The following is a 23,201-nucleotide window of genomic DNA, read 5'->3' as shown; positions in this document are numbered from 1 at the left end:
ATGCTGCTGGCGGTGTTGCCGTTTTACTTTGCCACTGGCATGGTGGCGACAGCGGATGCACCGCTGGTGGCCGCCTGGGCTGCCACGCTCTACTACATGGAACGCGCATTGATAGCCGATGAGCGTTCAGCCTGGCTGGGCATGGGCATTGCATTCGGCCTGGGTATCCTGTCGAAATACACGCTGGGGCTGCTGGGTCCGGCGGCGTTGCTGTTTGTGATCCTGGACCCCGCTTCGCGCCGCTGGCTGTGCCGTCCGCATGCGTATCTGGCCGCCGCGCTTGCGCTACTGCTGTTTTCGCCGGTGATTATCTGGAATTTCCAGCACGACTGGGCGTCGATTACCTTTCAGTCAAGCCGGGTCCAGGGGGTGGGTGATAATCAATTCTCGGTGCACGAATTATTTCTCCATCTCATGGTCCTGTTGACGCCGGTGGGCTTGCTTGCCGCAGCCATGGCATTGTGGCCGAGGACCGCACGTGACTCCAACACCTATGTACGCAGGCGCCGCCTGTTCGTGGGGGTGTTCACAGGCGTGCCACTGTCAGTGTTCTTGATTCTCAGTATTTTCGATTCGCAACGGTTCCACTGGGCCGGTCCGTTATGGCTCGCGGTGCTGCCAACGATGGCGTGGATGATGGGCCAAGCGGGCGATCTCAGCGCCACCGCATGCCGTGTGAAGGCAGCCTGGAAGCCGGCCATCATGATCTGCCTGCTTCTCTACGGATTCGTACTGCACTATGTGGTGCTCGGCATCCCCGGGATTCCCTACAAGTTTTTGTCCGAACGTTATTTCTGGCGCGAAGCCACAAGTGAGGTCGAGCAGATTGTAGCGGAGGTTCGACAACGGACTGGGCAAGAGCCCATTGTGGTAGGCATGAGCAAATGGTCGGTGGCTGCGCCCTTGTCTTTTTACAATCGCGGCGATAAGCCGATGGAGATACGCTCGCGCAATATGTTTGGCGATAGCGGTGCCATGTACGATTTCTGGTATCCATCGGAATCACCCACGACCCGGCCAATCATCATGGTAGGCATATGGCGCCGCGATCTCGAACATACTACGAAAATACATGATATTGACCGGATGCTCTTGCAACCCGGTCCGATACAGGAGCGAGTGGTCATGCGCGAGGGCAAACCGCTGCGGCAGGTGCATTACCGCATTGCGCAGGGGTATTTGGGTAAAAATCCTTGATTCTCAGTAAAGAAGATCTATTGCTTCATTCCACGATTTTCTTTCTGCATGCCAATTGCAACAGCAGTGATGACCAGAAGCAAAGTGGGAATTTTGCTAAAAAGAGCAAAGGTATCCGTCAGCCCCGATATAAAAATAAAGCATACCAAAGCTGCTCCCAGGAGGGGAAGTTGATATGTTTTCAGGGTTTGATACCAACTCCATAGAAGAAATGAGAACGCCAGAATGCCAAGCGCACCGATATGCATTCCAATTTCAATCCAGTCGTTGTGATAATGAGAGGTTTCAAGGAATTTTGGCAAATCCTTGTACCGACCCTCTTTGTATGTGACCACCATTTTTTCAAAATAGCTTTCGGGTACGCCTGTGCCATGGCCAAACAAGGGCTTTTGAGCGATGCCATGCAGTCCGACATCCCAGACGGCGAGGCGATAACCCAAGCTGTTATCGTATTTTCCTCGCTTGGACAACTCGATATCGGACTGGGCCTGAACCAGCCTTTCATGCAGGTTGCTATCAGTGTACGCGAAAAACACAACCATAATGGTCACCGATGCGACGATACTCAGAAGGGCTTTTTTTTCTGTTTTATAGCGCAGATAAATTAAAAATACAGATGCAAGCAAGGTGGCCAGAAGAGGTCCCCGCCCATCCTGGTTTAACTGCAAAAAAAATAGAAATGTCGCCAGAAGCCATAATGCTGACTTTATTTTTTTACCGGTGCTCACGCCGGCAAGATATAGCGATAGTATAACCCCTATCCCAAGCATCGATGAGAAGGTCAGATAGCTTATATCAAGGGGCGGAATGCCTTGCGCCCCGACAATGGCCCATTGGTAAATTCCGATAAGTAAGACACTAAAATAACCCGCAAGCAGACCATTGATTGCCCAAGGCAGACGATCTTTATTTAAAAGCGATAAAAACGGCACGAAGACCAGAAACCCGAAATATCTTCTCCATTTCAAACGTCCGGATTCGGGAAAGTCGCCCCAGAGAATTCCCAGCGCCAACACAGCACAGAAGATGAGTATTGCCAATACGAGAGGTTCTTTGATTGCCTGTCCGAACCTGCGAAAACCGTTATCCAGAATCCAGAGCAAGGTCACGAGAATACCTGCATTCAAGCTCAGCCATTTGCTCCACAGCGCTATGCCGAAAAAGAACAGCACAAACTTTATCAGCGTGTTGTGCCACACCTGAGCGTCTTTCATCAGGCTGGAAGCATGATTGATTGCTTATACATCGGACACTCGACCTATAATCTCCCCAGCTAAATTTCGTACCCTATGATCTTTCTGAACATATCAAATAAGTTGATATTTCATGGTCAGCTGGCTCAGAATTCCACCCTGACCAAGGACCCTGTTGCAAGTATCTAGATATGAAGCGCTATTTTGAACGCTCGGCTGACCCTTGAGCAGGCTTGAATCGCCGTAAAGAACCAATTTTATTATAAGCTCAAGTTATGCATATGTTGCGATGGGATGAAATTGCGACATACTCCTCCGGGAATACCTTGCGTCGCTGCAATAATCCTGTGTGCTTCGTGATAAGCATTTGGAATGAAATATAGTCCTTACATTCTCAAATTTGCCGGCAATGGATCCATTTGATCCGTTTTTTAACTGTCAGGCGAAAATAATTCCGTCTGGCGTAAACGTTGTGCGATGGCTCATATGAAAGCGCTTTTTTTTCTACGCCATTACAATGACATAGATCACATCACCCCGGTCATCTCGAAATGGATCGAGGCGGGCCATATCTGCGATATCGTCCTGGTCGGTAGTCCAAAATTTCTCAGTGACTACCGTATTGAATTTCTGAGCAAGCTCGATGGTGTGCGAATTGCCCATATTCGTAATCTGTTGCCACCTCTCGAATTCTTGAGATGGCAGATGCAGATGCTCCTCCTGGTCAGCAGTTTGAGGCGCCTGTTTATAGGCCCTCTTATCGGCGCATTGGCCCGGATGTACGGCGCCAAACGGCGCGAACCGATCTGGCGGAGCACCACTAACCGCTTATTGCAGCGGAGTTTCAATGGTATTGATGAGGGTGTGATCGTATTTGACTGGATCACCAGAGATTCGCCTATTTCCGTGGAGTGGGTCGAGACGGTTGTGTCTACGGCACGAATCATGGGTTTTGGTACAACATCGCTGCCGCATGGAGATAGTCCTCATGCCAGTCAACTGATACGCCACCATGAGTGGAGACTCGAGCCGGATAGCCTGTTTTCTGCGGCAAGGATATTTGATAAGCTTGTGGTACCCAATGAATTGTGCGCAAAGCGCTTCCGTCCGTTCCTGGATGACCAGGCGATTGCTGTGCTGGGTTCCCCACGCTACTGTGACGAATGGTTGGAGAAATTGACAAAAATCTCTCCATCTTTGCTGACGGCCCGCTCCGGTAACCGGCTTAAAGTCGTGATATTCTTGAGGAAGAGCAATTTTACGACGTTCTGGGAGGAAGTCAGCGAGGTGATCGGGATGATCGCCGCTTTTCCAGAAGTAGAATTAGTGATCAAGCCACATACGCGCGGTGGCCGGCGACAACCTCTGACAAAAGATTCGTCCCTGCATCGCTTGCCGAATGTAAGCGTGGCAAGCGATGACACCCATTCCATTCATTTGATGAATTGGGCGGATGTTATTATCGACCTTGCCACTTCGGTGGTTTTTGAAGCAGTCAAGGCGAAAAAACCGGTGCTGGCTGCCGATTACCTACATGCCGGACGTTCTGCGCTAGCCTGTTTTATGCCCGAGACGGAACTGAAATGCCGGGATGATGTGTATAAAAGAATTGACGAGTTTCTTACCGGCGGTTGCGATTCCTTCTATGTGGAGGAACATCGGCTGCGATTCATCAACGAGATGCTTCATGCCGGAGGGCCGGATGTATTATCCCGTTATGTGGCTTTGCTTGAAGCGCAGGTGAAGGGAAGACCCGGAGCAAATGCTCAATCGTGTCTTTAGCATTAAACCCAGATAATTCATTAGGCGGCTCTGCGAGCCTACGCGAGTGCTGGCGGTCAGTTTGCAGCCATTTTCGCCGCTTGCTCGGCGTCCATAGACCATGCTATGGACTTCTCTCAACCGGCAAAACTGTCTCGCAACCTGCCTCGCCATCATCTCGCGTCCTAATGGATTATCTGGGTTAAATAAATCATCGAGCCATGCGGATCAATAAATTGGCAGAGCCATTCAATTATTTCGCCTCGACAGCAATAACCAGATCTTCTCGGGATTAGCTGTGGAGAAAAGGCCTTCTTTCGAGATATATTTTGGTGGCCCTGACCAGCCTCCAGGTTACCTGCGCAATATATTGGAGGAGCATATTGCCGCGGTTCCGTCCGGCGGATCCATCGACTGGGTTACCTATTATTTTCGTGACCTGCGGCTCGCGGAAGCGATCATTCAAGCTTATAAACGCGGCGTCAAGGTTACCGTGACGCTAGCAGGCAAACCGCGGGTTCCCGATGCCAATGATGCTGTAATAGCAAGGCTTTCAGCACCTGATGGACTGGCCGAAGGACTTCGCGTTGTTACCCTCCCCGGTGTACCCGCACCGCCAGGAAAATCGTGGAAACCGCAATTACACGAAAAACTCTACTGCTTTTCGCACCCGAAGCCCATAGCGTTTATCGGCTCTTTCAATCCATCAGGAAACGTGCCGGAGGAAAAGCCGGAGATCATCCGGAAAATAGGTGACCAGGACCGGGGACATAATGTGCTTGTCGGACTCGTCGACCCACATCTTGTTGAGGGATTGGTAAAACATGCTCGACAGCTGAATCGGGTACCGCCAGGGTTACTTTACCGGTTTTCTGCCAATGCAAATCTGGCGATCAGCAGCGTTGACACAACTATCTACTTCTGGCCCCGGATGCGCACGCATCCCGTGGTGGAGTTCTTGAACCAGGTTGGCGGCACTGCGCGTGTCCGCATAGTTGCATCGCACATCAGAACAGAGAGCGCCGCCGATGTCATGATTGAGCTCGCCAATCGAGGGGCGGCAATGGAGATATTTGCAGATTCAACCTTCAGGCGCGTCACTGCGAAGGTAGAACAACGGCTCTCGGCCGCCAGGATCCAGTTCAAGCGAATCAAAAATCCCGAGCATCTTCCAATGCACCTCAAGTTCGTGCTGGTAGAAGAGCATGAGAAGGTGTGGTCCTTTTTTGGTAGTTTCAATTGGACAAAGCCATCATTCTGGCTCAACCATGAAATTGCCGCTATCTCAAGCGACCCCATACTTTTCAAGGCTTTCGCCGACCGATGTAATATGTTGGAATGAAAAAGGCAGACATGAACGAAAATCCTGGCCGCCTGTCGGACTTGAAGAATCGCAGCAAAAAAGTGACTGGGTGAAGATTCTGCGGATTTTGAAGGTCAATAGTTATTCTACTGACCGAAAAAGCAGTGAAATATGAGACAGGCTGCTAGCGCCGACAACTTGAAAATCCGAAATTGTAATATCCAAAACTCGGCTTTAACCAGAAATTACCTTTTGCGGTGTAGCTCACTTCGGTAAGGAACACATCTTCAGGGCATATTCATAATGCAGTCCATCCACCATCCATGACCAGGTTTGCTCCAGTCATATAGCTCGAAGCATCCGAGGCTAGAAAAATAGCGGCTCCACGGTATTCGTTTTTTTCTGACATGCGGCCTAGGATAGTCCGGGATGAATAGTTTTTAATAAACTCATCATCATGTTGATTCCAGACGCCACTGGGCGTGAGAAGATTCACCCGTATGGCGGTATTCATATAATAAGCCGCTAAAAACTTCGTTAATCCCAACAGACCCGCTTTGCAAACAGAATAAACGGCGGGTTTGTATGTCTGGTTCTCTTGCCCTGCTTTTTTATAAATACGTTGATCTGGCCCCACAAGTCCGTAGTTGGATCCCAGAAAAATAATGGATCCCTTCCCTGATTTTTCCATTACTTCGCATGCGGCCTGGGTAAATAAAAAAGCGCCCGTCAAGTTGACATCCAGAGAGGATTGCCAAAGTTCTTTTGGAAATTTAGTGAATTTTGAAAAAGAGGTGGTGTCGGAACCCCGTTCAAATTTCGGATCAATGGCGGCGCTGTGGATAACAGCATCGATTCGATTGAACCGAATTTCGCATAACTGGACAATGGACCGGCAAGAATCGGTGTCGGTCACATCCAGGACCTGGATCCAGGTTTTCGTATTGGGATAAACAGAAGCAATTTCGCTTTTTAGAGATTCGAGATCATCTCTCTTTAAATCTCCCAGTACTAAATGGGCGCCAGCCGAAGCGGCAGCCAGAGCGAATTCTTTTCCGAGCAGACCGGCGGCTCCACTGATGAGCACCACGCGGTCGGTAAGATCAAAGGGCGTATCTTTGTACGGTTGATTCATAGAGCAACCTTCTGACGAGTTTGAAGGGATTTTTTGACTGCCAGGGCGGTGTTCAGGACATCGATGCCGTCCTGCAAGGTGACTCGGGGAGTCGATCCTCGGGAAAGCGTCTCAATGAATTCTCCCATCATGGATAGAAACAACGCATTCCGGTCCCAGGCTGAAGGTAATTCCATTTCATCCAGGATTTGCCCATTTTGTTTCAGGGTAGTGCGGCGAGTGGGATAGTCCCAGTCTACGATGGCGTTTTCAGCTACGATATTCATATGGCGGACGGGCGGCTTTCGCCAATAATCCATCCGGAGCTGAACACAGATGTTTCGCTCGGTTTCGAACGTGATGAGCGCGGTATCTTCCGCTGTGATTTCGAGAGACGTTCGATGCCCTCCGATGGCAAAGACCTCCTTGGGTTTTCCGAAAAGCCAATGCAAATAGTCCAGCTCATGGATAAGCGTCAGAACAACACCTCCCCCCTGATCCGCGCGCGCTGCATAACTCTGCCGGTAATCTTCCCAAGGGTGCCAGTCGGGCAGGTATTCTCCAAGATCCACTTGCACCGAATAGATCTTTCCAAGTTTATCCTGTTTGATCCATTCTTCGATTTTCTGCAGCCCCGGGTGCATCCGGAGTTGACACCCCACCAAAACTTTAGGCCCATTCAGAGTGAGGTGGCGAGCCAGTTCGGGTAGCCGCCGTTTTTCATGGGCAATGGGTTTTTCAACATAAACGTGGGACCCTGCCTTGAGGGCTTTGATGAGCGTTTCCAGATGAAGGGAGGTAGGGTTGGCCACCACCACAAGGTCGAATTTGTGGCTGAGTGCGAGGTCGAGATCTTGAAAGACAGTAATACCTTCGGGGATGATCTCTATGGGAGGCGGAAGATTCCGGCTTCGCACCACGCCAAGTTCGCGAATTCCGAGCGTATGCAAATTGTTGAGGTGCCTGACTCCAATGGATCCAAGGCCAACCACCAAAGCTTTCAAATGGTGCTTCCTCGTCTTTCCATCAGGAACTCGGCCAGTTGAAACGAGAATTCATCGTCGATATCGATGGAGTCGTTGCTGTCGATCTTAAGCGGTAAGACGTGTGTGCCGGTGAGGGAATGTTTTTCCAGAATGGTCCGGGTACGAATCAAATCCAGATAACCGATTTGCCAATACACCTTGGGCAAACTTTGCCTCGGCTCGTTGAAGGGCTCGGGAATGCCGGGAATGCTCAATAGCGCTTGCATAAAACCATCCGCTCCGATGGTCCACATTTTATAGGGATTTTGCCCCGGCTCGATGATTCCTCGAACCGAATCGGCTTCTGGATTTTTTTTCAGAAGCTCAGCAGCCTCTTCTATTTTCGAAACGCTACGCGAGGGAGAAGTTGGACGGAATTGAAAGATAGCATCGGGAAGTGGAACTCGATTTTGCTCCAACCATCCCAAAAAATGATGAAATACGGGCAAGTCCCGCGTGTCGTCCTGCGCGAGTTCACTAGGCCTTAAGAAAGGTACCTCGGCGCCGGCATTTCTCGCGACCTGGGCAATTTCTTCCGAGTCCGTACTGACAAAAGTTCGCTGGATGGAAGGGCATTTAAGGGAAATCTCAATCGAATGGGCGATGAGGGGCTTTCCCTGCAAAAGCCGGATATTTTTATGGGGTACGGCCTTTGATCCTCCCCGAGCGGGAATAAGCGAATAAATCAACATCGACTACAGTCTGCTTCAATTCAGTAGGCTCGATAGCCCGTTTCGGCCGAAATGATGCGCTTGGGCCAAGTGGTTGTCAAGCAACGTCCAAAGGGGGAGCGGACAACTAAACATATCTGCGCCACAACGACACAGACATGTGCCCGATCAGCCGTTCAGGCTACGGTGGAGTTGAATTAGGCAATAAACCAGCTTCCCTTCAAACAAAACTCGAGCTTCAACTTATTAAAGAGCCCGAGCGATTCTTCCTGTAATTCAAAATAATGAATATCCCAATCGGGTCGCGTGGATAGATCCAGTTTCGACGCAGATAGAATTTCAAAAACGGGCATTATCGGTTCCACCATCCACCAGAATAAACGTGCCCGGTTCAAGAACAAAAATACTGGTCCTCTTCAACCGCATACAGTGAAATGGATTGTCGCTACGTATAGATTTCTTTACCCACTCGCCAAAGTGCCCGTTAAGTGTGCGCATCGCGTCAGCGAGGATTGCTGTGCTGTAGCCACTGCCAAACTCAAGAGTATTGATGACTTTACGGCTTAATGCGATCCAATGAAGACGACACAAATCATGAATCCGATCGAATCGATTTTTGCGACGGTACACAATATCTTTCCATCTTTATAACCAGCGTGGCCTTAGCGTACTGTGTGCGCTTCGTTTACGTACGAATGATGTACCCTGCATCCTGCGTCAATGCGATAATAGATAGTTTGGACTTGCTGACCTGTATTTTTGAAATATGCCAAATTCCGCCTCGACCCTTATTATTCCCGTTGAAAATCAGGTACGTGAACTGGACGCAAAGCTACTGCTGTCCTGCGTAGCGGCAGAGCGCGGTTTTCCGGTTATTCTCGGTTCGCGTGCGTTTGTCCATTTTGAGGCGGCGTCGCTTCCACGGGGGGTGTATCTGGCGAAAAGCATGCGCAGCCTGAGCAATTCGATGTTCAGAATCCTGCGTTTGCTCGGACATGAGATCGTCGCATGGGAAGAAGAGGCGCTGGTTCACCCGCCCCCCGACACCTATTTCACCCTTCGACTGTCTCCGTCGACAATCAGGAATGTATCCCACATATTTGCCTGGGGCCAGGAAAATGTCGATTTGCTTCAGCAGTATCCGCAACTGCCTGCAAATATGCCTATCCATATTACCGGAAATCCTCGTGGGGATATATTACGGCCCGAAATGCGACCCTACTTCGATACAGAAGTAGAGAAATTGCGTAAACTTTACGGTAATTTCATTCTCATCAACACAAACTTTACTGAGGTAAACCCCTTCATTCCGAATGTTGGTTTATTTGTGCCGTCGAAAGATGGGCAGAAATCCCGGCGCGGCCAGGCCGGGATTGGAATGAGCCGCGAATTTGCCGATGGATTATGGGATCATAAGCAGGCAATACTGGAGGATTTCAAACAACTCATTCCCGCTCTCGAACGGGCTTTTCCTGATCTGACGATTGTCGTCCGGCCACATCCGAGTGAAAATTTCAAGGTATACAATGAGATCGCTGCCAAGTGCCGGCGAGTGAAAGTCATCAATGAGGGCAATGTCATCCCCTGGCTTCTGGCTGCGAAGACAATGGTGCACAATGGTTGCACGACGGGACTGGAGGCTTATGCGCTTGGGGTGCCCGCTATATCTTACCTTGCGACATTCAACGAGTATTATGACTATGAATTTCAGGGCCTGCCCACCAAGCTAAGCTATCAGTCCTTCAATTTTGAAGAATTGCAGCATACCTTGACCGGAATTCTTGAAGGTAAACTGGGCGTCGCGAGAGGTGAGGAACGCAAGGCACTCATCGATTATTACCTGGCGGCTCAAAATGGGCGTTTGGCTTGCGAGCGAATCGTCGATATCCTTGAGGAAAATGGCTATGGTAAAAAGCAGCCACCCTCACCCCCGGTCGGAACGTTTGTTCAGGGCTGGGCGCTTGCCAAGTTAAAGGCTTCGGTCACAAACTTGAACATGCGTCGTCCTGGCCCCAACCGGCTTTCGTACCATGACCATCGTTTCCCCGAGATCCCGCTCGCGGAGATCGAGCAGAAGATCGCGCGTTTTGGCCGCTTATTGAATCGTTTCGGCAATATCAGAGTCAAACAACATTCAAGACACCTGTTCAGAATCCAGGGTTAGCAAATCTTCGAATTAAACCTCACAATCTCTTTCCAAAAAAGCTTTCCGAATCCGTGGCACTCGCCAAAGATGGGCTCGGGTTTTATATTCATTTCACCTGTAATCAAAGGATAATCGTAAATCATTTATGAAGACACCAAAAATCATTGCTGAAATAGGCTGCAATCATAAGGGGGACATGGAGATCGCCCACGAAATGATAGGGATCGCGGCAACATTTGCGAAATGCGATTTCGTAAAATTTCAAAAGCGTTCGAACAAGGAATTACTTACCCCTGAAGAATATGGCGCACGTCATCCGAACCCCCAAAACAGTTTTGGGGAAAGCTATGGCGCGCACCGTGAATTTCTCGAATTCGACATGGATCAGCATCGGCAATTACAGCAATGGTGCCAGGAGGCCGAGATCGGCTACTCGACGTCGGTCTGGGATCTTACCTCGGCAAAAGAAATTGCCAGCCTCAACCCGGAATTCATCAAGATACCCTCGGCATGTAATCTCAATTTTCCCATGCTGCGGTATCTGGCTGACCATTATGGCGGTGACATTCACATATCCGTCGGCATGACGACCCCTGCTGAACAAGAACAGATCGTGCAATTGATGGAGAAGTGCGGCGCCGCCGACCGAGTTGTTCTGTATGCCTGCACGTCCGGATATCCCGTTCCTTTTGATCAGGTCTGCCTGCTGGAGATACAGATCCTCAGCGATAAATTTGGCTCCCGCGTCAAGGAAATCGGGTTCTCCGGTCACCATCTTGGCATCGCCGTCGATATTGCAACCGTGGTTTTAGGCGCATCCTGGATTGAACGGCATTTCACATTGGATCGGACCTGGAAGGGAACCGACCATGCCGCCTCGCTGGAACCGGACGGGCTGCGCAGGTTGGTTCGGGATGTTCGCAACGTCTGCAAGACATTACGGGTCAAGGAAAATGAAATGACAGAAATCGAGCTTTCGCAGCGCGACAAGCTCAAACGCGTGCAGGGAGTTCACTTCAACTGATGCGTTGGGTAGCTCTCCTGCCTCTGCATGGAAATTTCGAATCGATCCCGATTCTCGGAAATGCTACGCGCCATATTGCGGGACGGCCGTTATTCGCCTGGATCCTGGAGCAGGCCATTGCATCCGGGTGTTTCGACACTATTTATGTCATTACTGACTCATCGGTGGAGATTCGCAAAAAAATATCCGATGAATTTCCGGCGTCTGATAAGACGATAAAGGTTCTGGATTACTCCGCTGCGGAGGATGACGGCAGCATGGACAGCGTGCTGCTTGAGTTTCAACAGAAGATTCCTTTTGATGTCGTATGTCTGGTTCAGGCCGCTTCGCCCCTCACGCGGGCGGAAGACTTTCGCGCCGCCAAGCATAAATTTCTCTCTGAAAACCTGGATTCCCTTCTAACCGCCGTGCAGTCCAAACGCTTCTTTTGGACCCCGGCAGGTGCGCCGGTTGACCATGACCCCCGGAAACGCCCTGTGCCCAAAAATATTGAAGGGTATCTGGTGGAAAATGGCGCTTTCTATCTAACGGGGGCGAAATCGCTCAGAGATCACGGCTGCCGTTTAGGTGGCCACATCGGCATCCATGAAATGGCTGCTGAGACTGCAATCGAGGTGATCGATGAAGCAGCCTGGACGGCTGTAGAGCAGCTTTTGTTGAAACAAAACCGGATATCGGGGAGAGCTCGCGCCTCACAGGTTAAAGTGTTGGTGCTTGATGTAGACGGTACACTGACCGACGCTGGAATGTATTATGGACCCGCCGGTGAAACACTGAAGAAATTCAATACGCGCGATGCCCATGGCTTGCAGTTGTTGCGTGAAAACGGGATCAGCGTGTGCGTTATCAGCAGCGAGGATAGCCCTGCCGTCGCAGCCAGAATGAAGAAACTGCGCATTGATGAATATTATCCAGGTGTACAGAATAAACTCCCGCTTCTCCTGGAGTTGGCACAACGCTGGGGCATTTCCCTGCAAAATATCGGCTACATCGGCGACGACCTCACCGATCTGAAGTGTTTGAGCCGGGTGGGTAGTGCTTTTTGCCCAGCGGATGCCGTTCCGGAAATTCTGCGGCAAGTTCACTACGTTTGTAAGCACTCTGGCGGCCATGGTGCGGTCCGCGAAGTTTGCGATCTGATTCTTCAATCAAGCGAAACGATACCTTACAGACCTGCTGAAGCAGAGGCATACTCATGATCCCAGATAATTCATTAGGCGGCTCTGCAAGCCTACGCGAGTGCTGGCGGTCAGTTTGCGGCCATTTTCGCCGCTTGCTCGGCGTCCATAGCAAGCTATGGACTTCTCTCAACCGGCAAAACTGTCTCGCAACCTGCCTCGCCATCATCTCGCGTCCTAATGGATTATCTGGGATGATCTCTGACTCGTCCATATAAGGCCCAATCCCGGCGTCGACGCTTGAGCGAGGCTAACGCATTACGCCTCGCCGCAACAGTCTCCATGAAACCTTCAGGCCCCAAAGCAACGGATGGCGCCGCAACAAGGGGGTTACCTCGACACGGACCCCGGTGTGACGCTCTATTTTCCAGGCGGCATAATTGATGCTGTCGTGGAAAGTGAATGCCGCCTTTGAAAGTCGCAGTACAGACAGGATTTTCCCCTGCCAGCGGCGTAATCGCCAACGCCATAATGAGCCGCGCCGCTCTGCCGCCCCCGTTAAACATCGATAATTCCCGTCCGGCAGTACCTCTAGCGTTTCCGCTAATGCCGATACGGCGCATCGGGTCAAGCGTGCGTAGTCATCCAGGTTGAGCTCCACGAGCTGGCGGGCGCGCGTCGACCGCTCAGGCCGCAATTCCGCCGCATAGGTCTGGGTCAATCCGTTGGTCCAGATTGCCTCGGCGCTCACTGCCGGCGACTCCAGCAACGGAAGGCTGGCTTCGAGAAATGTTATCACCGCATGGGCCAGCGCTCGATTGACCCGCATGCGAACCGTTTCGTCACGTGCATACAGCAATCGGGAGGGCTGAGCAAAACGCGCCCATAGATAGGGGTGAAACCAGTGTTGGGTGCCTTTCTCAAAATCTGCCATCGAAACCACGGCATACTTGGCGCGGAACTTCCTTTCCTGCGCAGACGCCTCGAGAAAAAATACGTTTGGCGGCAACCAGGCATTTAGAACGGCCAAGTAATGCTCTGGATAAGCTTCGCTGTAGCTGTTCACTACAGCGTAGAAATCCACCACCCCATCACCAATCTCGTGGGAACGCAGGCAAGATCCATAAAGAAGCACCGCTTCCAGCGATGACCCGAAGCGGGTTTTCAACGCCTCGACGAGGATAAGAAAATCCGCCGATACAACTTTTGAACTCAGCGAGGCCATCTCTGAGATCAAGTCGTCCGGGAGCTGCCGATCAGATACTGAGGTGTTGCTTGTCATATCATGAGTCTGCGTTTGCGCTATTCGCTACCAAAAAGCTGATCGGACCCGCTGCGGTAATACGCAGCGGTCCATCTTGACTCGTCGCACGGTAGGATTCGCCATCGACGATATAAACGTCATCCATCCGCAGTTCCAACACTCTGGTATTACAACTGTGATAGCCGTCTTTTTCCTTGAGGAGGTCTCCGCGACCCGAAAGTAATTGAAACAATGAGCGTAAGGGGCGCTTCGACTTCTGACGGACAAACGTCACATGCAACGGTTCCTGCTCTTGTCCCCAGTACGGACGCATGCCGAACAGCAATCGATCGAGGGTACTTGCGAAGAGAAACGCGAAGGTGCCGCGGTGCAACTCAATACCCTTGTCGATAATTGACAACTGAACCGGTGCCCAAGCTCCGTGCCGCCGCCCTAAAATCAAACCGATAATGTATCCAACGGTGATGATAGCTGAATAAATTTCTCCAGTGATACCCAATTGTTTTATTTTGCTCTGGGAGAATATTACTGCCCGGGCAATAAGCCCGACACCGAAGAACATTCCATAAACCTTTGCCGCCCCGCTTTGTTCAATGCACAGTACATGGCGCTCCAGCAGCAAAGGGGGGGTCTGCTTCAGCAGATAATCCCGCAACTGCTGAAGAATGGACTCCGGGCTGCCGCAGATGCCCAGATCCAAAGCTGTCATGTTGGTTGTTCCCCCTGGCACTACCGTCAACATGGGCCATTTTGCGAGGGGTTGCGTGGCAAACAGGTGACATAACACGCCCTGTACCGTACCGTCTCCGCCAACGATTACCAGCAAATCGATACCGGCATCTATAAAGGCATCCACCGATGCGTTAATCTCCGGTGCATTGGTCACTTCTCTGCAGACAGCGCCCGGAATCGCCGTGAGCGCTCGCCTTATCGCATCTTTGCGTTTGCGAATACGTCCGCTAAGAGGATTGAAAAGCAACCCGGTCGCAGGTGCTCCAGACCTCAATCTATCCATGCGTGACTTTTCTATCATTTACCTTAACCGTTAAAGGTACAAAAATACGAACAGCAAGTTTTCCATCATCCCGACCCGGCACGATTTCCTCAAACCATGATCGCAAAGGACCGTGAAGCCGCCGCGCTTGCCAACCCATCATTAATCGGAGAGCAAGAAACGCCGTTGAGGCCAGATGCCAGATGACCACTGACCAGAGGCCAATATCAGGCCTGTCCATGAGCCAGCCGAACGTCAGCAGGATGAGGTTGGGATTACGCCGGGCAGTGATGAGCCGGCTAAAAGAATCCAGCGGTCGCCAGATGAAGATATCAAATGACCCAACCCAGAATTGGAATGCCCCTTCACACAAGCGGCCGCCAATATAACCGATAAGTATCAACCAGAACAATACCGCCAGGGTGAATGGCGGCGTTAACGCCGTCGCCAACCCCACACCCCAGGCAATATACCAGAGCGGCGGATGAATGATATCCAGGCCGTGATCGAGCACATCTCCCAAGCGGCTTGAGGTGACAGTGACTCGCGCCAATTTTCCGTCGACGGTGTCCAGAAAGGTCATCAGCCATCCCATCACCAGACCCGAACCATAATAACCATGCCAGAACGCAACGCCTGCCAGTACGGCAAACACAAGACTGAGCAGCGTAACGTGATTGGGCCGTATACCGAAGCGTACGCAAAAGCGTACAGTCCAGAATGCGGGAACCGGCCAGAGCCATTTTGTCACGAGATCGGTCACCCCCTTGTAAGATCGCGTAAACAGTTCGGATTCGAGCATTTGCCGGTTATCATTGTTGATAGGGAAAACGTACGGAGGGTCTCTTTTCTTGAGATTTTGCCGGAGGCTTGATAAATCGAGGTCCTTCAGCGCATAAAGAGGAAAGTCGGAAAAGGTTTGCCCATCTCCTCCATCCACAAAATCCGCCAGTACATGATGCACATCACCCTCGATAACCCGGATCGCGACGGGTTGACCCTGGTTGCTTCCGAGCACAAGGTTTGTTTTTGCGTTAATCAACGCCGCCAATACTCGGGCATCGAATAGATGATCCGCACGAAGCAACAATGCCGATGCATGCACCGGAATCTGCTCGGGGTCATCGACCAACCGGGCCTGCGGAGAGGGCTTCAACATGCGCTGCAAGCGCTCGCGGCCGCTCAAACCCCAGATATTCGTCTCACTATCGCCGACGATATAGATGTAAACTGACTTTGGCATATTTCGGGTTGTTTGTCTGATTGTGGTCTGGTTTTAGAAATTTTGAACAGCCTCTACGGAGCGCTTGGGTGGCAATCGAGCTGGCCAAAACTGGAAAGGGCGTAAAGGAACATGAAGGCCGCGGATCGGCCTGAGAAGCCCGGACGTGAAGCGCAATGAACGCCCGATACCGAAACCCGAAGGAAGAGCAGTGCAATGGGATAGGGGTCGGTCTGCTTCATCAGGCTCCAAGCGAGGCAAGCTGGCACTATTTACGTCTTTTGCCTGAAGATGACATTCTCACGATGCCACTGAGACATCCTCGCGCCCAAGAGGGACTTGTTCAGAATTCCTTCGTATTTGTTTGGCTTGGGAAATTGCGCAGATTGCAGTATCGGTAACACGACGAAGATGATCAGAAATGGATGCGGTCTTGTAACCTAATGGCGGAAAATAAGCAAGAAACCCTAAAAAATCCGCCGCAACCAGAAACTCGCAAGAGCGATCAGCACCAACCCGGGCAATAGCGCGGTTAGCGCCGGGTTCAGGTGCAGCAGCAAACCCGCATTGGCAATAATCTGATCAAACAGGTAGACGCTGATACCGAGCATGGACGCAACGACGAGCCTGTTGGCAAGGCCGGCCCGTACCGATCCGAAAACAAACGGTATCGAAAGCAGTAACATTGCAATTGTCGTCAATGCGCCGCCGACCTTTCGCCATAAGGCAAGTGCATAAGCATCCGCTTCTTGACCGGTGGCGCGTAAAAAACGGACATGCAGAAACAGATCGATCGGCGAGAGACTCTCCGGAGGCTTCGTCAGCGTCGAAATATCATCCGGATTCAGGAATGATTTCCACTGCATCGAATTCGTGCTTGCGGATTCTATCCGGTTTTCGGTAAACGTTTTAGTGGTAACGTCGTTAAATTCCCACAGATCGCCGTCGATGAAAACTGCATATTTAGCGTAGGTATAGGTCAGCAGAAGGCCATTATCGTCAAAATGCATTAGCTCGACATCTGCTGCTTTCCCCGCATGCAGCATCTCACCGATACGCAATATATTTCGTTTGTCCCGGGTCCAGATACCCAGTTGCTTCCCAAGCGCGGCGCTCTTCTCAAGCGCAACGGCCCGAGACGAAATAGCCTTCTGCTGCAATTGGGGAGCAACAAATTGATCCAGTACCATGGTAACCAATAAAAGGATCAGCCCAACCGCAAGTGGAGCAAGGCTGATACGGGTCGGAGATAGACCTGCCACGCGCAACGCTGTCAACTCTGACCCGACCGCCAGCCGACCCAATGCGACAACATTACCCAGCAACACGATGAAAGGCGCAAGCTGGATAAATCTGCGCGGCAATAGTAACGCCGTATTCAGGAAGGCGTCCTTGACCTGATAGGTGCCCTTGCCGACATCACCAAGCTGATCAAGCAAGTCGAGAAAACCAAATAGCGGCAGGAGTATCACCGTAGCGATTCCCAGACCCATGACAATCTGAAACGCCAGATAGCGATTGATTATCGTCATCTGCGCAGAAATAACTTCTGCCGGAACCCGGTGGATAGCAGGCTGAACGCAAACAAGGCCATCAATATATAAAGCCACCAGACACCGGGTACTCTGCTGATAGTCCCCTGCTCGACCCATGTCTGGGCTAATCCACTCAGGATATAGTAGATCGCGAAAACGGCGGCTGCGCCATAAAAAGACCTTTCACTTTTTCCCTGACGAGGGGAACTACGGCTGAATGGCACGGCGATAAGGGCCAGGAGAATCGTAGCAATAGGACGTGAAATCCGCCATTGGAATTCGGCAACGTCACGCGGCTGATCGGATTTCATCAATGTGGCCGTGGCCGTCGCCTTTCGTCTGTAATTCAGTATATTTCCACTATCGGTAAAATAGACCAATTTCTCGAAGTGGACGACGGTGTCCTTCGTTCCTGAATGCATGAGCCGGTAAATGGAACCGTCCAGCAAATGTATCTGGGGCCGTTGGCCCGCTATGGGCTCCTGCTGATAGGCCTCCTTGGCCACTATAATTTCGCTGGTTCCATCTTTATTCATGTAGTGGAATACATCTTTCATTTGCTTACCGGCGCCATCTTTGGTTTGAATGTAAACCACTCTGCCGTTACCCTTGCCTTTGCCCTCGCTCCCATAAAAACGCCCAGCCTGGAATCGATCGATATTCAATTCCGCCTCTGCCTGTGCGCTCATCATGTAACTTTCTTCATATGCCCATGGACGCACAAATATGGAAAGAAGCCCGCTGGCAATTCCCACAGGAATGGCGACGATAAGAACGGCAAAGATTATGCGATTTTCGCTAACACCGGCGGAACGTAAGACGCTGATTTCCTGATCTCTATATAAACGCCCAAGCCCCATGACTACCGCGACATACAAGGAAATCGGCATCAACACTTCCAATGCGATCACCGTCTTAAGCAGCACAACCTTCAGCATGGCGCCAACACCGAGCGACTCCGACATTGCCCCGGCCAGAAAATTGGCACTGCTGAAGCTCGAGAACAATGTCGACAGGATTACGGCTATTACCGTAAACGGCATCAACAATTCCCGCGTGATGTATCGATCGATTATCTTCACGGATTTCTTTGCCGCTATGTAATGAGACAGCCTTTAAGGCTAGGAGATAAGGTCATGCGAATCTGCCTGCTCTTGAGCAAGCGGTGCCGCTCTCGCCAGAACGGATTCCACAAGCAGCATATCTTCAACCTTATCGACATCAACGCCAGCCTGCGGGTATGGCAAAAATACCGGTCGCACTCTGATGCCGGTTTTGGCTAAAACCGCTTTCAATCCCTTATCAACTGTCAATATCCCCAGCAAATAGGAAAGGACCGTCATGAACCCAAAAGTGCGGGAGATCAGTAACCACGGGCGTTTGCGCAGATCTTCCGCACGCTGCCAGAACGAAACCAGACCCCTTCCCCGATGATTGAGAAACGCATAAAGATTGCAACCACAGACCCCGCCATCCTGTAGTCGTATTACGGTTCGTTTTACGCCGGGAAACGCGGCCGCGACATCTTCATGCCTGACCACGCCTACCGTTGCATCACTGTGTGACGTTAGTGATTTGCTTAAAAAATACTGCACGATAGAGGGCGTCAATAATGCGTGATCCGCTGTCGTCAGCAAGACAGGCGCATCCTGATCAATCTGTTCGAGGCCGCTGTTTGCGCTTCGACTGGGAGAATCCAGATTCGGTAGCCAGATAACGCGCCCGCTTTTAACGCGTTCCTCCAACTCCGGGCAGTCGGGGAGAATCGACGCCGGCGGACCCAGTATGACGATTGTTTTCACCATATCGCTGGCTTCCAGCGCATCCAATACGCGGATGATCATTGGCGTGCCGCAAATGGGGGCTATTGCCTTGCAGGCCACGCCGGTTTTACCCGCGACGGGATCATTGGCAGCGCGGTCCGCCGCCAGCACCAGCGCGATAAACTGATCCGTTTTCATTTTGAATCCCTGATTTGGCGTTCGATTTGGCGTTCGTGCGCGTTGATCACAGCGTTTTTCCATAGATGCGATAACGCTTATACTGCCGGCAGCCCAAGCTATCCAGAACCGCGCGCATGGGTTTGTTATCCTCGAGTACCCATGACAATTCAACCGCCTCAACGCCCACTGCGCGCGCCAGCTTCTTGGGCGCATCGATTACCATAAAAGCCAGCGCCATGCCGAGCGGGGTATTATGGAACTGCTTGCGTACTCCCATCAAAGGTATCCGGCCCGTGCGTACCGCTCCCCTGGATTTTATCCGGCTCAGCTTGACCCAGCCAAACGGGAACAGGCTTCCGTCAAGTTCGGCGAAAATTTCGTTCAGATTCGGCAATGCCACCATGAATGCGGATGGAACGCCATCCACCTCGGCAATCTGAATGCAATCATCGGGTACGAGCAGACGAAGGCTGGTACCAAGTTCGGCAAACTCAGCCTTGGTGAAAGGAACGAATCCCCAGTTTTCCGACCAGGCATCGTTGAATATATCACGCAGTATTTCCATTTCCTCGTTAAACCTGTCGCGACGTAGCGGCCTCAAACGTACCTGATCCGAAAACTTTGCGATCAGGGCACTCATCAAGCGGGGCACCTTGAAGTCCACCTCCACCCAGTAGGCGAGCATATCCTTTACCGGTTGATAGCCCCGCTCTTCGAGTAACCGGCCATACCACCGGCGCGAATGCGGCATCATTACCATTGGAGGCGTATCGAAACCATCCACCAGGACGCCGCATTCCTGATTAATGGATAAATTGAACGGCCCGGTTACATGCCTGGTATGCCGGGCAGCCAGCCATTCCTCAGCGGCACGCACCAATACGGTGGCCACTTCCGCATCATCTATACACTCGAACAATCCGAAATGACCCGTTTCCGGGCCATAGCGCTGCCGATGAAGCTGATCAATTTGCGCGCTGATCCTTCCCACGGGTTGGTTATCCCGGTAGGCGATCCAGGCCTGCCATTCACCATGCTTGAAGAATGGGTTGAATCTTGAGAAATGAAACCGTCGCTCCAGGCGCAATGGCGGCACCCACATGGGATCATCGGCGTAAATGCGCCAGGGAACATCAATAAACACGCCAATGTCATTTCGACTCTTAACCGGATGGGCGGTGACCGTCTGGCGGGCTGGCTGGGAGGAATCATCCATGAGATAGCGTCGACGGATGCGAGTAGTTCGCTAAAATAATGTCCAGCCCAAGAGAAAACAAATTTGATTCAATCTGCACGGAGTGTGGCAATATCCCTTCTCGTTTGTAACCGTATTTGCATGAAATCCGCTGAACCTCAGCGCGTGGTGTAAAGTTGGGTGATAGGCAAAAATTCGTTAACTCGACACGTTGATGTCGTATCATATTATAATTGCTGGTTTGAAACGTAGCGCGGATTTCAATAATTTACTGCGTGGCGGAGTACGCATTAGACATAATGGACTCTGTTTATGGATAGGGTCGTTAGGCGATATAAATAGCGAACGTTACCATTATGGGATTTACCATCATTTGTGGCAACAGCTTGATTAGCCGGCGAGCAGCGTCAAAGAAGCGCTGTTGATGCGTCATCGGTTTTTGCCGATGCATGGACAGAAAGGAACGCTACCCACCTGAAGATTTCTGTAGCAATAATTTATGGAAGGTTAATTATTAATGGGTACTCCTGAATATAATCTGCTAATTGCCCTCGCCCTTATTCCGGTTGTCATCGGAATGCAGATATGGGTGAAAAAACGCCGCCTGGGCCGGCGGAATGAAGATGGGCAGCAGGAATTCGACAGCCTGGGAGGGACGCTCCTTTCGGCACTTATCGAAGGCGGGGCTGTAATCTCAAGTTTGATACTTCTTATCTGGATCATGGGAGGCATATTGAGATACCTGTTTCCCATGATGTTTAATGCACAGTAAGGCTGGATATACGCTCGGGCTGAAGAATGCCGGGGCGAGCAGACAGGAAAAGCTGAGCGCTGCCAAAACAAGTCTTCCTACCGCCCCGGGTTTTTGGAAAAACCTGGTGCTCCTGAATTTCTTTATGAGTCATTCTGGTTGCGTATGCGTATAGTCGTTACGGGAATGGGGATTGTTTCCCCGATTGGCATAGGCACTGACCAGTTTTGGTCGGCAGCGGTCAATGGCGTGAGCGGGATTAAAAGAATCAGCGCCTTCGATGCGTCCAAGCAGCGTTCGCAAATAGCCGGGGAAGTGGCCGGTTTTGATCCCGCGACCTTTCTCTCGGCCAAATACATAGATCAAACGGACAGATTTGCGCAACTGGCGCTGCTCGCTGCCAATCTCGCTCTTGAAGATGCGGGTAAACTCGATACCTATGCACCACAACGGGTGGCGGTAAGCATAGGGTCGGGAATGGGCGGGTTCGGCACGTTTGAGTCTTCTGCCACGCGCAGGTTCCAGAATCAGCCGGTACCTCCTTTCACGGTACCTCGAACGATGGCAAACTCCGCGGCTGCGTGGGTCGCAATCAAACATGGGCTGAAAGGAGTCAATCTGACTTGCAGCACAGCGTGCTCATCCGGAGCCAATGCGATCGGCATGGCACTCGATCTCTTGCGTGCCGGGAGAGCCGACGCCGTCGTTGCCGGCGGTGCGGAAGCCTGCGTATTGCCGTTGACCATGACGAGCTTTGAAATATTGCATGCGTTAACTACCAGTTCCAATAACGACCCGGAGGGCGCATCACGGCCTTTCGCCAGAAGCCGGGCAGGTTTCGTCATGTCCGAGGGTGCCGGGATACTCATTCTGGAGAGGGAAGAACAGGCCATACGCCGGGGGGCAAAAATATACGCGCAACTCGCTGGTTTTGGGCAAGCGTGCGACGCCAAGCATATTGTAATGCCCGACATCGAGGGTCAGATATCGACCATGCAAGCGGCTATCCAGGACGCCGGCCTGGAGCCCGATTCCATCGACCACATCAATGCGCACGCGACGTCCACCCCGCTTGGAGATATCGTGGAAACCCGGGCTATTAAACATGTTTTTGGAAACCGGGCCGGGGATATTGCCATTAGCGCTACCAAGTCGATGGTTGGGCATTCGATTGGCGCTTCGGCGGCTATCGGCAGCATTGCCACCATCATGGCGCTTCACACCGGCACGATACATCCGACCATCAATCTTGACGAGGCCGATCCGGAGTGTGATCTCGATTACACGCCAAACCGCGCACAACAAAGAAACCCCCGTACCGGCCTATGCAATGCTTTCGGATTTGGGGGCAACAATGCGAGCATCATTTTCACAAACCCGTGAACGAAGGAAGAGATTAGATGGACACAGCAGATATCGAAACGAAGGTCATACAGTTTATCGCTACAAAAGCTGAGAATCTGGATGCATCCACGATAAACAGGTCTTCGAAATTTGAAGAGCTCGGGCTTGACTCCATGGATACGATTCAGCTTTTATTCGATGCTGAAGATGCTTTCGGAATCAATTTCGACAGTGAGGAAGCAAAGGGATTCAGCAGTGTCGGAGATATTATTTCCTATATCGAAAAGCACCAGGCTACGGCGCCTTGAAGGTGGCGCTCCCAGGGTATGACCGCTAGGAGAATCGCTCTGACGAATGAGAAAACCGAAGCGTAGGTGTACGTGACGGGGCCAAAATCCACC

General features: G+C 51.4%; 21 protein-coding genes. 9 read left to right on the top strand and 12 right to left on the bottom strand.

Annotation, left to right across the window (positions count from 1 at the left end):
* Nucleotides 1-1,197: glycosyltransferase family 39 protein (locus tag BLP78_RS02185; RefSeq protein ID WP_143002868.1), on the top strand; the 1,197-nt coding region annotated here is incomplete at its 5' end.
* A 17-nt stretch (nucleotides 1,198-1,214) separates the two neighbouring features.
* Here the strand turns inward: BLP78_RS02185 and BLP78_RS02180 are convergent.
* Nucleotides 1,215-2,411 carry an O-antigen ligase family protein gene (locus BLP78_RS02180; RefSeq protein ID WP_090455994.1) on the bottom strand — a complete coding sequence of 399 codons (1,197 nt, stop codon included), beginning with the start codon at nucleotides 2,409-2,411 and terminating at the stop codon, nucleotides 1,215-1,217.
* Between the two features lie 465 nt (nucleotides 2,412-2,876).
* Between BLP78_RS02180 and BLP78_RS02175 the strand changes: the two genes are divergently transcribed.
* Together BLP78_RS02175 and BLP78_RS02170 are read left to right on the top strand one after the other, a co-directional pair.
* Complete coding sequence (locus tag BLP78_RS02175) at nucleotides 2,877-4,172, top strand: hypothetical protein (RefSeq protein WP_090456034.1); 1,296 nt, start codon at nucleotides 2,877-2,879, stop codon at nucleotides 4,170-4,172.
* A 277-nt stretch (nucleotides 4,173-4,449) separates the two neighbouring features.
* The gene (locus BLP78_RS02170) at nucleotides 4,450-5,493 is read left to right on the top strand and encodes a phospholipase D-like domain-containing protein (RefSeq protein ID WP_256329962.1); all 1,044 of its coding nucleotides are present in this window, start codon (nucleotides 4,450-4,452) and stop codon (nucleotides 5,491-5,493) included.
* 259 nt (nucleotides 5,494-5,752) lie between these two features.
* On the opposite strand, the gene BLP78_RS02165 is transcribed toward BLP78_RS02170, so the two are convergent.
* From BLP78_RS02165 to BLP78_RS02150, 4 genes are all read right to left on the bottom strand, one after another.
* Entirely contained in the window at nucleotides 5,753-6,589 is an 837-nt protein-coding gene (locus BLP78_RS02165) for an SDR family oxidoreductase (protein WP_090455988.1), read from the bottom strand.
* Nucleotides 6,586-7,572 carry a Gfo/Idh/MocA family protein gene (locus tag BLP78_RS02160; protein WP_090455986.1) on the bottom strand — a complete coding sequence of 329 codons (987 nt, stop codon included), beginning with the start codon at nucleotides 7,570-7,572 and terminating at the stop codon, nucleotides 6,586-6,588. The genes BLP78_RS02165 and BLP78_RS02160 overlap by 4 nt, the downstream gene beginning before the upstream one ends.
* Nucleotides 7,569-8,285: an acylneuraminate cytidylyltransferase family protein gene (locus BLP78_RS02155; RefSeq protein WP_090455984.1), complete on the bottom strand. Its 717-nt coding sequence runs from the start codon at nucleotides 8,283-8,285 to the stop codon at nucleotides 7,569-7,571. The genes BLP78_RS02160 and BLP78_RS02155 overlap by 4 nt, the downstream gene beginning before the upstream one ends.
* Before the next feature lie 318 nt (nucleotides 8,286-8,603).
* Entirely contained in the window at nucleotides 8,604-8,855 is a 252-nt protein-coding gene (locus BLP78_RS02150) for a hypothetical protein (protein WP_143002867.1), read from the bottom strand.
* A gap of 175 nt (nucleotides 8,856-9,030) precedes the next feature.
* On the opposite strand from BLP78_RS02150, the gene BLP78_RS02145 reads away from it, so the two are divergent.
* The 3 genes from BLP78_RS02145 to BLP78_RS02135 all read left to right on the top strand — a co-directional run bounded on the left by BLP78_RS02145 (nucleotide 9,031) and on the right by BLP78_RS02135 (nucleotide 12,633).
* Nucleotides 9,031-10,428: a surface carbohydrate biosynthesis protein gene (locus BLP78_RS02145; RefSeq protein WP_090455980.1), complete on the top strand. Its 1,398-nt coding sequence runs from the start codon at nucleotides 9,031-9,033 to the stop codon at nucleotides 10,426-10,428.
* 127 nt (nucleotides 10,429-10,555) lie between these two features.
* On the top strand, nucleotides 10,556-11,434 hold the full coding sequence (locus BLP78_RS02140; RefSeq protein WP_090455978.1) for an N-acetylneuraminate synthase family protein: 879 nt from the start codon (nucleotides 10,556-10,558) through the stop codon (nucleotides 11,432-11,434).
* Complete coding sequence (locus BLP78_RS02135; protein ID WP_090455976.1) at nucleotides 11,434-12,633, top strand: acylneuraminate cytidylyltransferase; 1,200 nt, start codon at nucleotides 11,434-11,436, stop codon at nucleotides 12,631-12,633. The genes BLP78_RS02140 and BLP78_RS02135 overlap by 1 nt, the downstream gene beginning before the upstream one ends.
* Nucleotides 12,634-12,862: 229 nt before the next feature.
* Here BLP78_RS02135 and BLP78_RS15880 read toward each other — a convergent pair whose 3' ends face one another.
* From BLP78_RS15880 to BLP78_RS02105, 7 genes are all read right to left on the bottom strand, one after another.
* A complete protein-coding gene (locus BLP78_RS15880; protein WP_256329961.1) occupies nucleotides 12,863-13,777 on the bottom strand; it encodes a hypothetical protein in 915 nt (304 codons plus the stop codon).
* Nucleotides 13,778-13,835: 58 nt separating this feature from the next.
* Entirely contained in the window at nucleotides 13,836-14,849 is a 1,014-nt protein-coding gene (locus tag BLP78_RS15875; protein WP_256329960.1) for a diacylglycerol/lipid kinase family protein, read from the bottom strand.
* Nucleotides 14,824-16,053 carry a CDP-alcohol phosphatidyltransferase family protein gene (locus BLP78_RS02125; RefSeq protein WP_090455974.1) on the bottom strand — a complete coding sequence of 410 codons (1,230 nt, stop codon included), beginning with the start codon at nucleotides 16,051-16,053 and terminating at the stop codon, nucleotides 14,824-14,826. Before BLP78_RS02125 ends, BLP78_RS15875 begins: the two co-directional genes overlap by 26 nt.
* A gap of 446 nt (nucleotides 16,054-16,499) precedes the next feature.
* Nucleotides 16,500-17,564 carry an LPS export ABC transporter permease LptG gene (gene lptG, locus BLP78_RS02120; RefSeq protein ID WP_090455972.1) on the bottom strand — a complete coding sequence of 355 codons (1,065 nt, stop codon included), beginning with the start codon at nucleotides 17,562-17,564 and terminating at the stop codon, nucleotides 16,500-16,502.
* Nucleotides 17,561-18,649 (bottom strand): LPS export ABC transporter permease LptF, encoded by a 1,089-nt coding sequence (lptF, locus tag BLP78_RS02115; protein ID WP_090455969.1) that lies wholly within the window; start codon nucleotides 18,647-18,649, stop codon nucleotides 17,561-17,563. Before lptF ends, lptG begins: the two co-directional genes overlap by 4 nt.
* Nucleotides 18,650-18,688: 39 nt before the next feature.
* Nucleotides 18,689-19,528 (bottom strand): nucleotidyltransferase family protein, encoded by an 840-nt coding sequence (locus BLP78_RS02110; protein ID WP_090456032.1) that lies wholly within the window; start codon nucleotides 19,526-19,528, stop codon nucleotides 18,689-18,691.
* 46 nt (nucleotides 19,529-19,574) lie between these two features.
* Nucleotides 19,575-20,726 carry an N-acetyltransferase gene (locus BLP78_RS02105; RefSeq protein ID WP_090455967.1) on the bottom strand — a complete coding sequence of 384 codons (1,152 nt, stop codon included), beginning with the start codon at nucleotides 20,724-20,726 and terminating at the stop codon, nucleotides 19,575-19,577.
* A 496-nt stretch (nucleotides 20,727-21,222) separates the two neighbouring features.
* On the opposite strand from BLP78_RS02105, the gene BLP78_RS02100 reads away from it, so the two are divergent.
* The 3 genes from BLP78_RS02100 (at nucleotide 21,223) to BLP78_RS02090 (ending at nucleotide 23,108) form a co-directional block, all read left to right on the top strand.
* Nucleotides 21,223-21,477, top strand: a complete 255-nt coding sequence (locus BLP78_RS02100; protein ID WP_090455965.1) for a hypothetical protein — start codon at nucleotides 21,223-21,225, stop codon at nucleotides 21,475-21,477.
* 144 nt (nucleotides 21,478-21,621) lie between these two features.
* Nucleotides 21,622-22,839: a beta-ketoacyl-ACP synthase II gene (gene fabF, locus BLP78_RS02095; protein WP_090456030.1), complete on the top strand. Its 1,218-nt coding sequence runs from the start codon at nucleotides 21,622-21,624 to the stop codon at nucleotides 22,837-22,839.
* 17 nt (nucleotides 22,840-22,856) lie between these two features.
* The gene (locus tag BLP78_RS02090) at nucleotides 22,857-23,108 is read left to right on the top strand and encodes an acyl carrier protein (protein ID WP_025041233.1); all 252 of its coding nucleotides are present in this window, start codon (nucleotides 22,857-22,859) and stop codon (nucleotides 23,106-23,108) included.
* Nucleotides 23,109-23,201 lie beyond the last annotated feature (93 nt).

It is taken from the genome of Nitrosospira sp. Nsp1 (genome assembly GCF_900100985.1).
In the GTDB taxonomy this organism is placed as follows: Bacteria; Pseudomonadota; Gammaproteobacteria; order Burkholderiales; family Nitrosomonadaceae; genus Nitrosospira.
The sequence above is the reverse complement of the archived record's forward strand: the minus strand, read 5'-3'. Positions and strand labels throughout refer to the sequence as shown.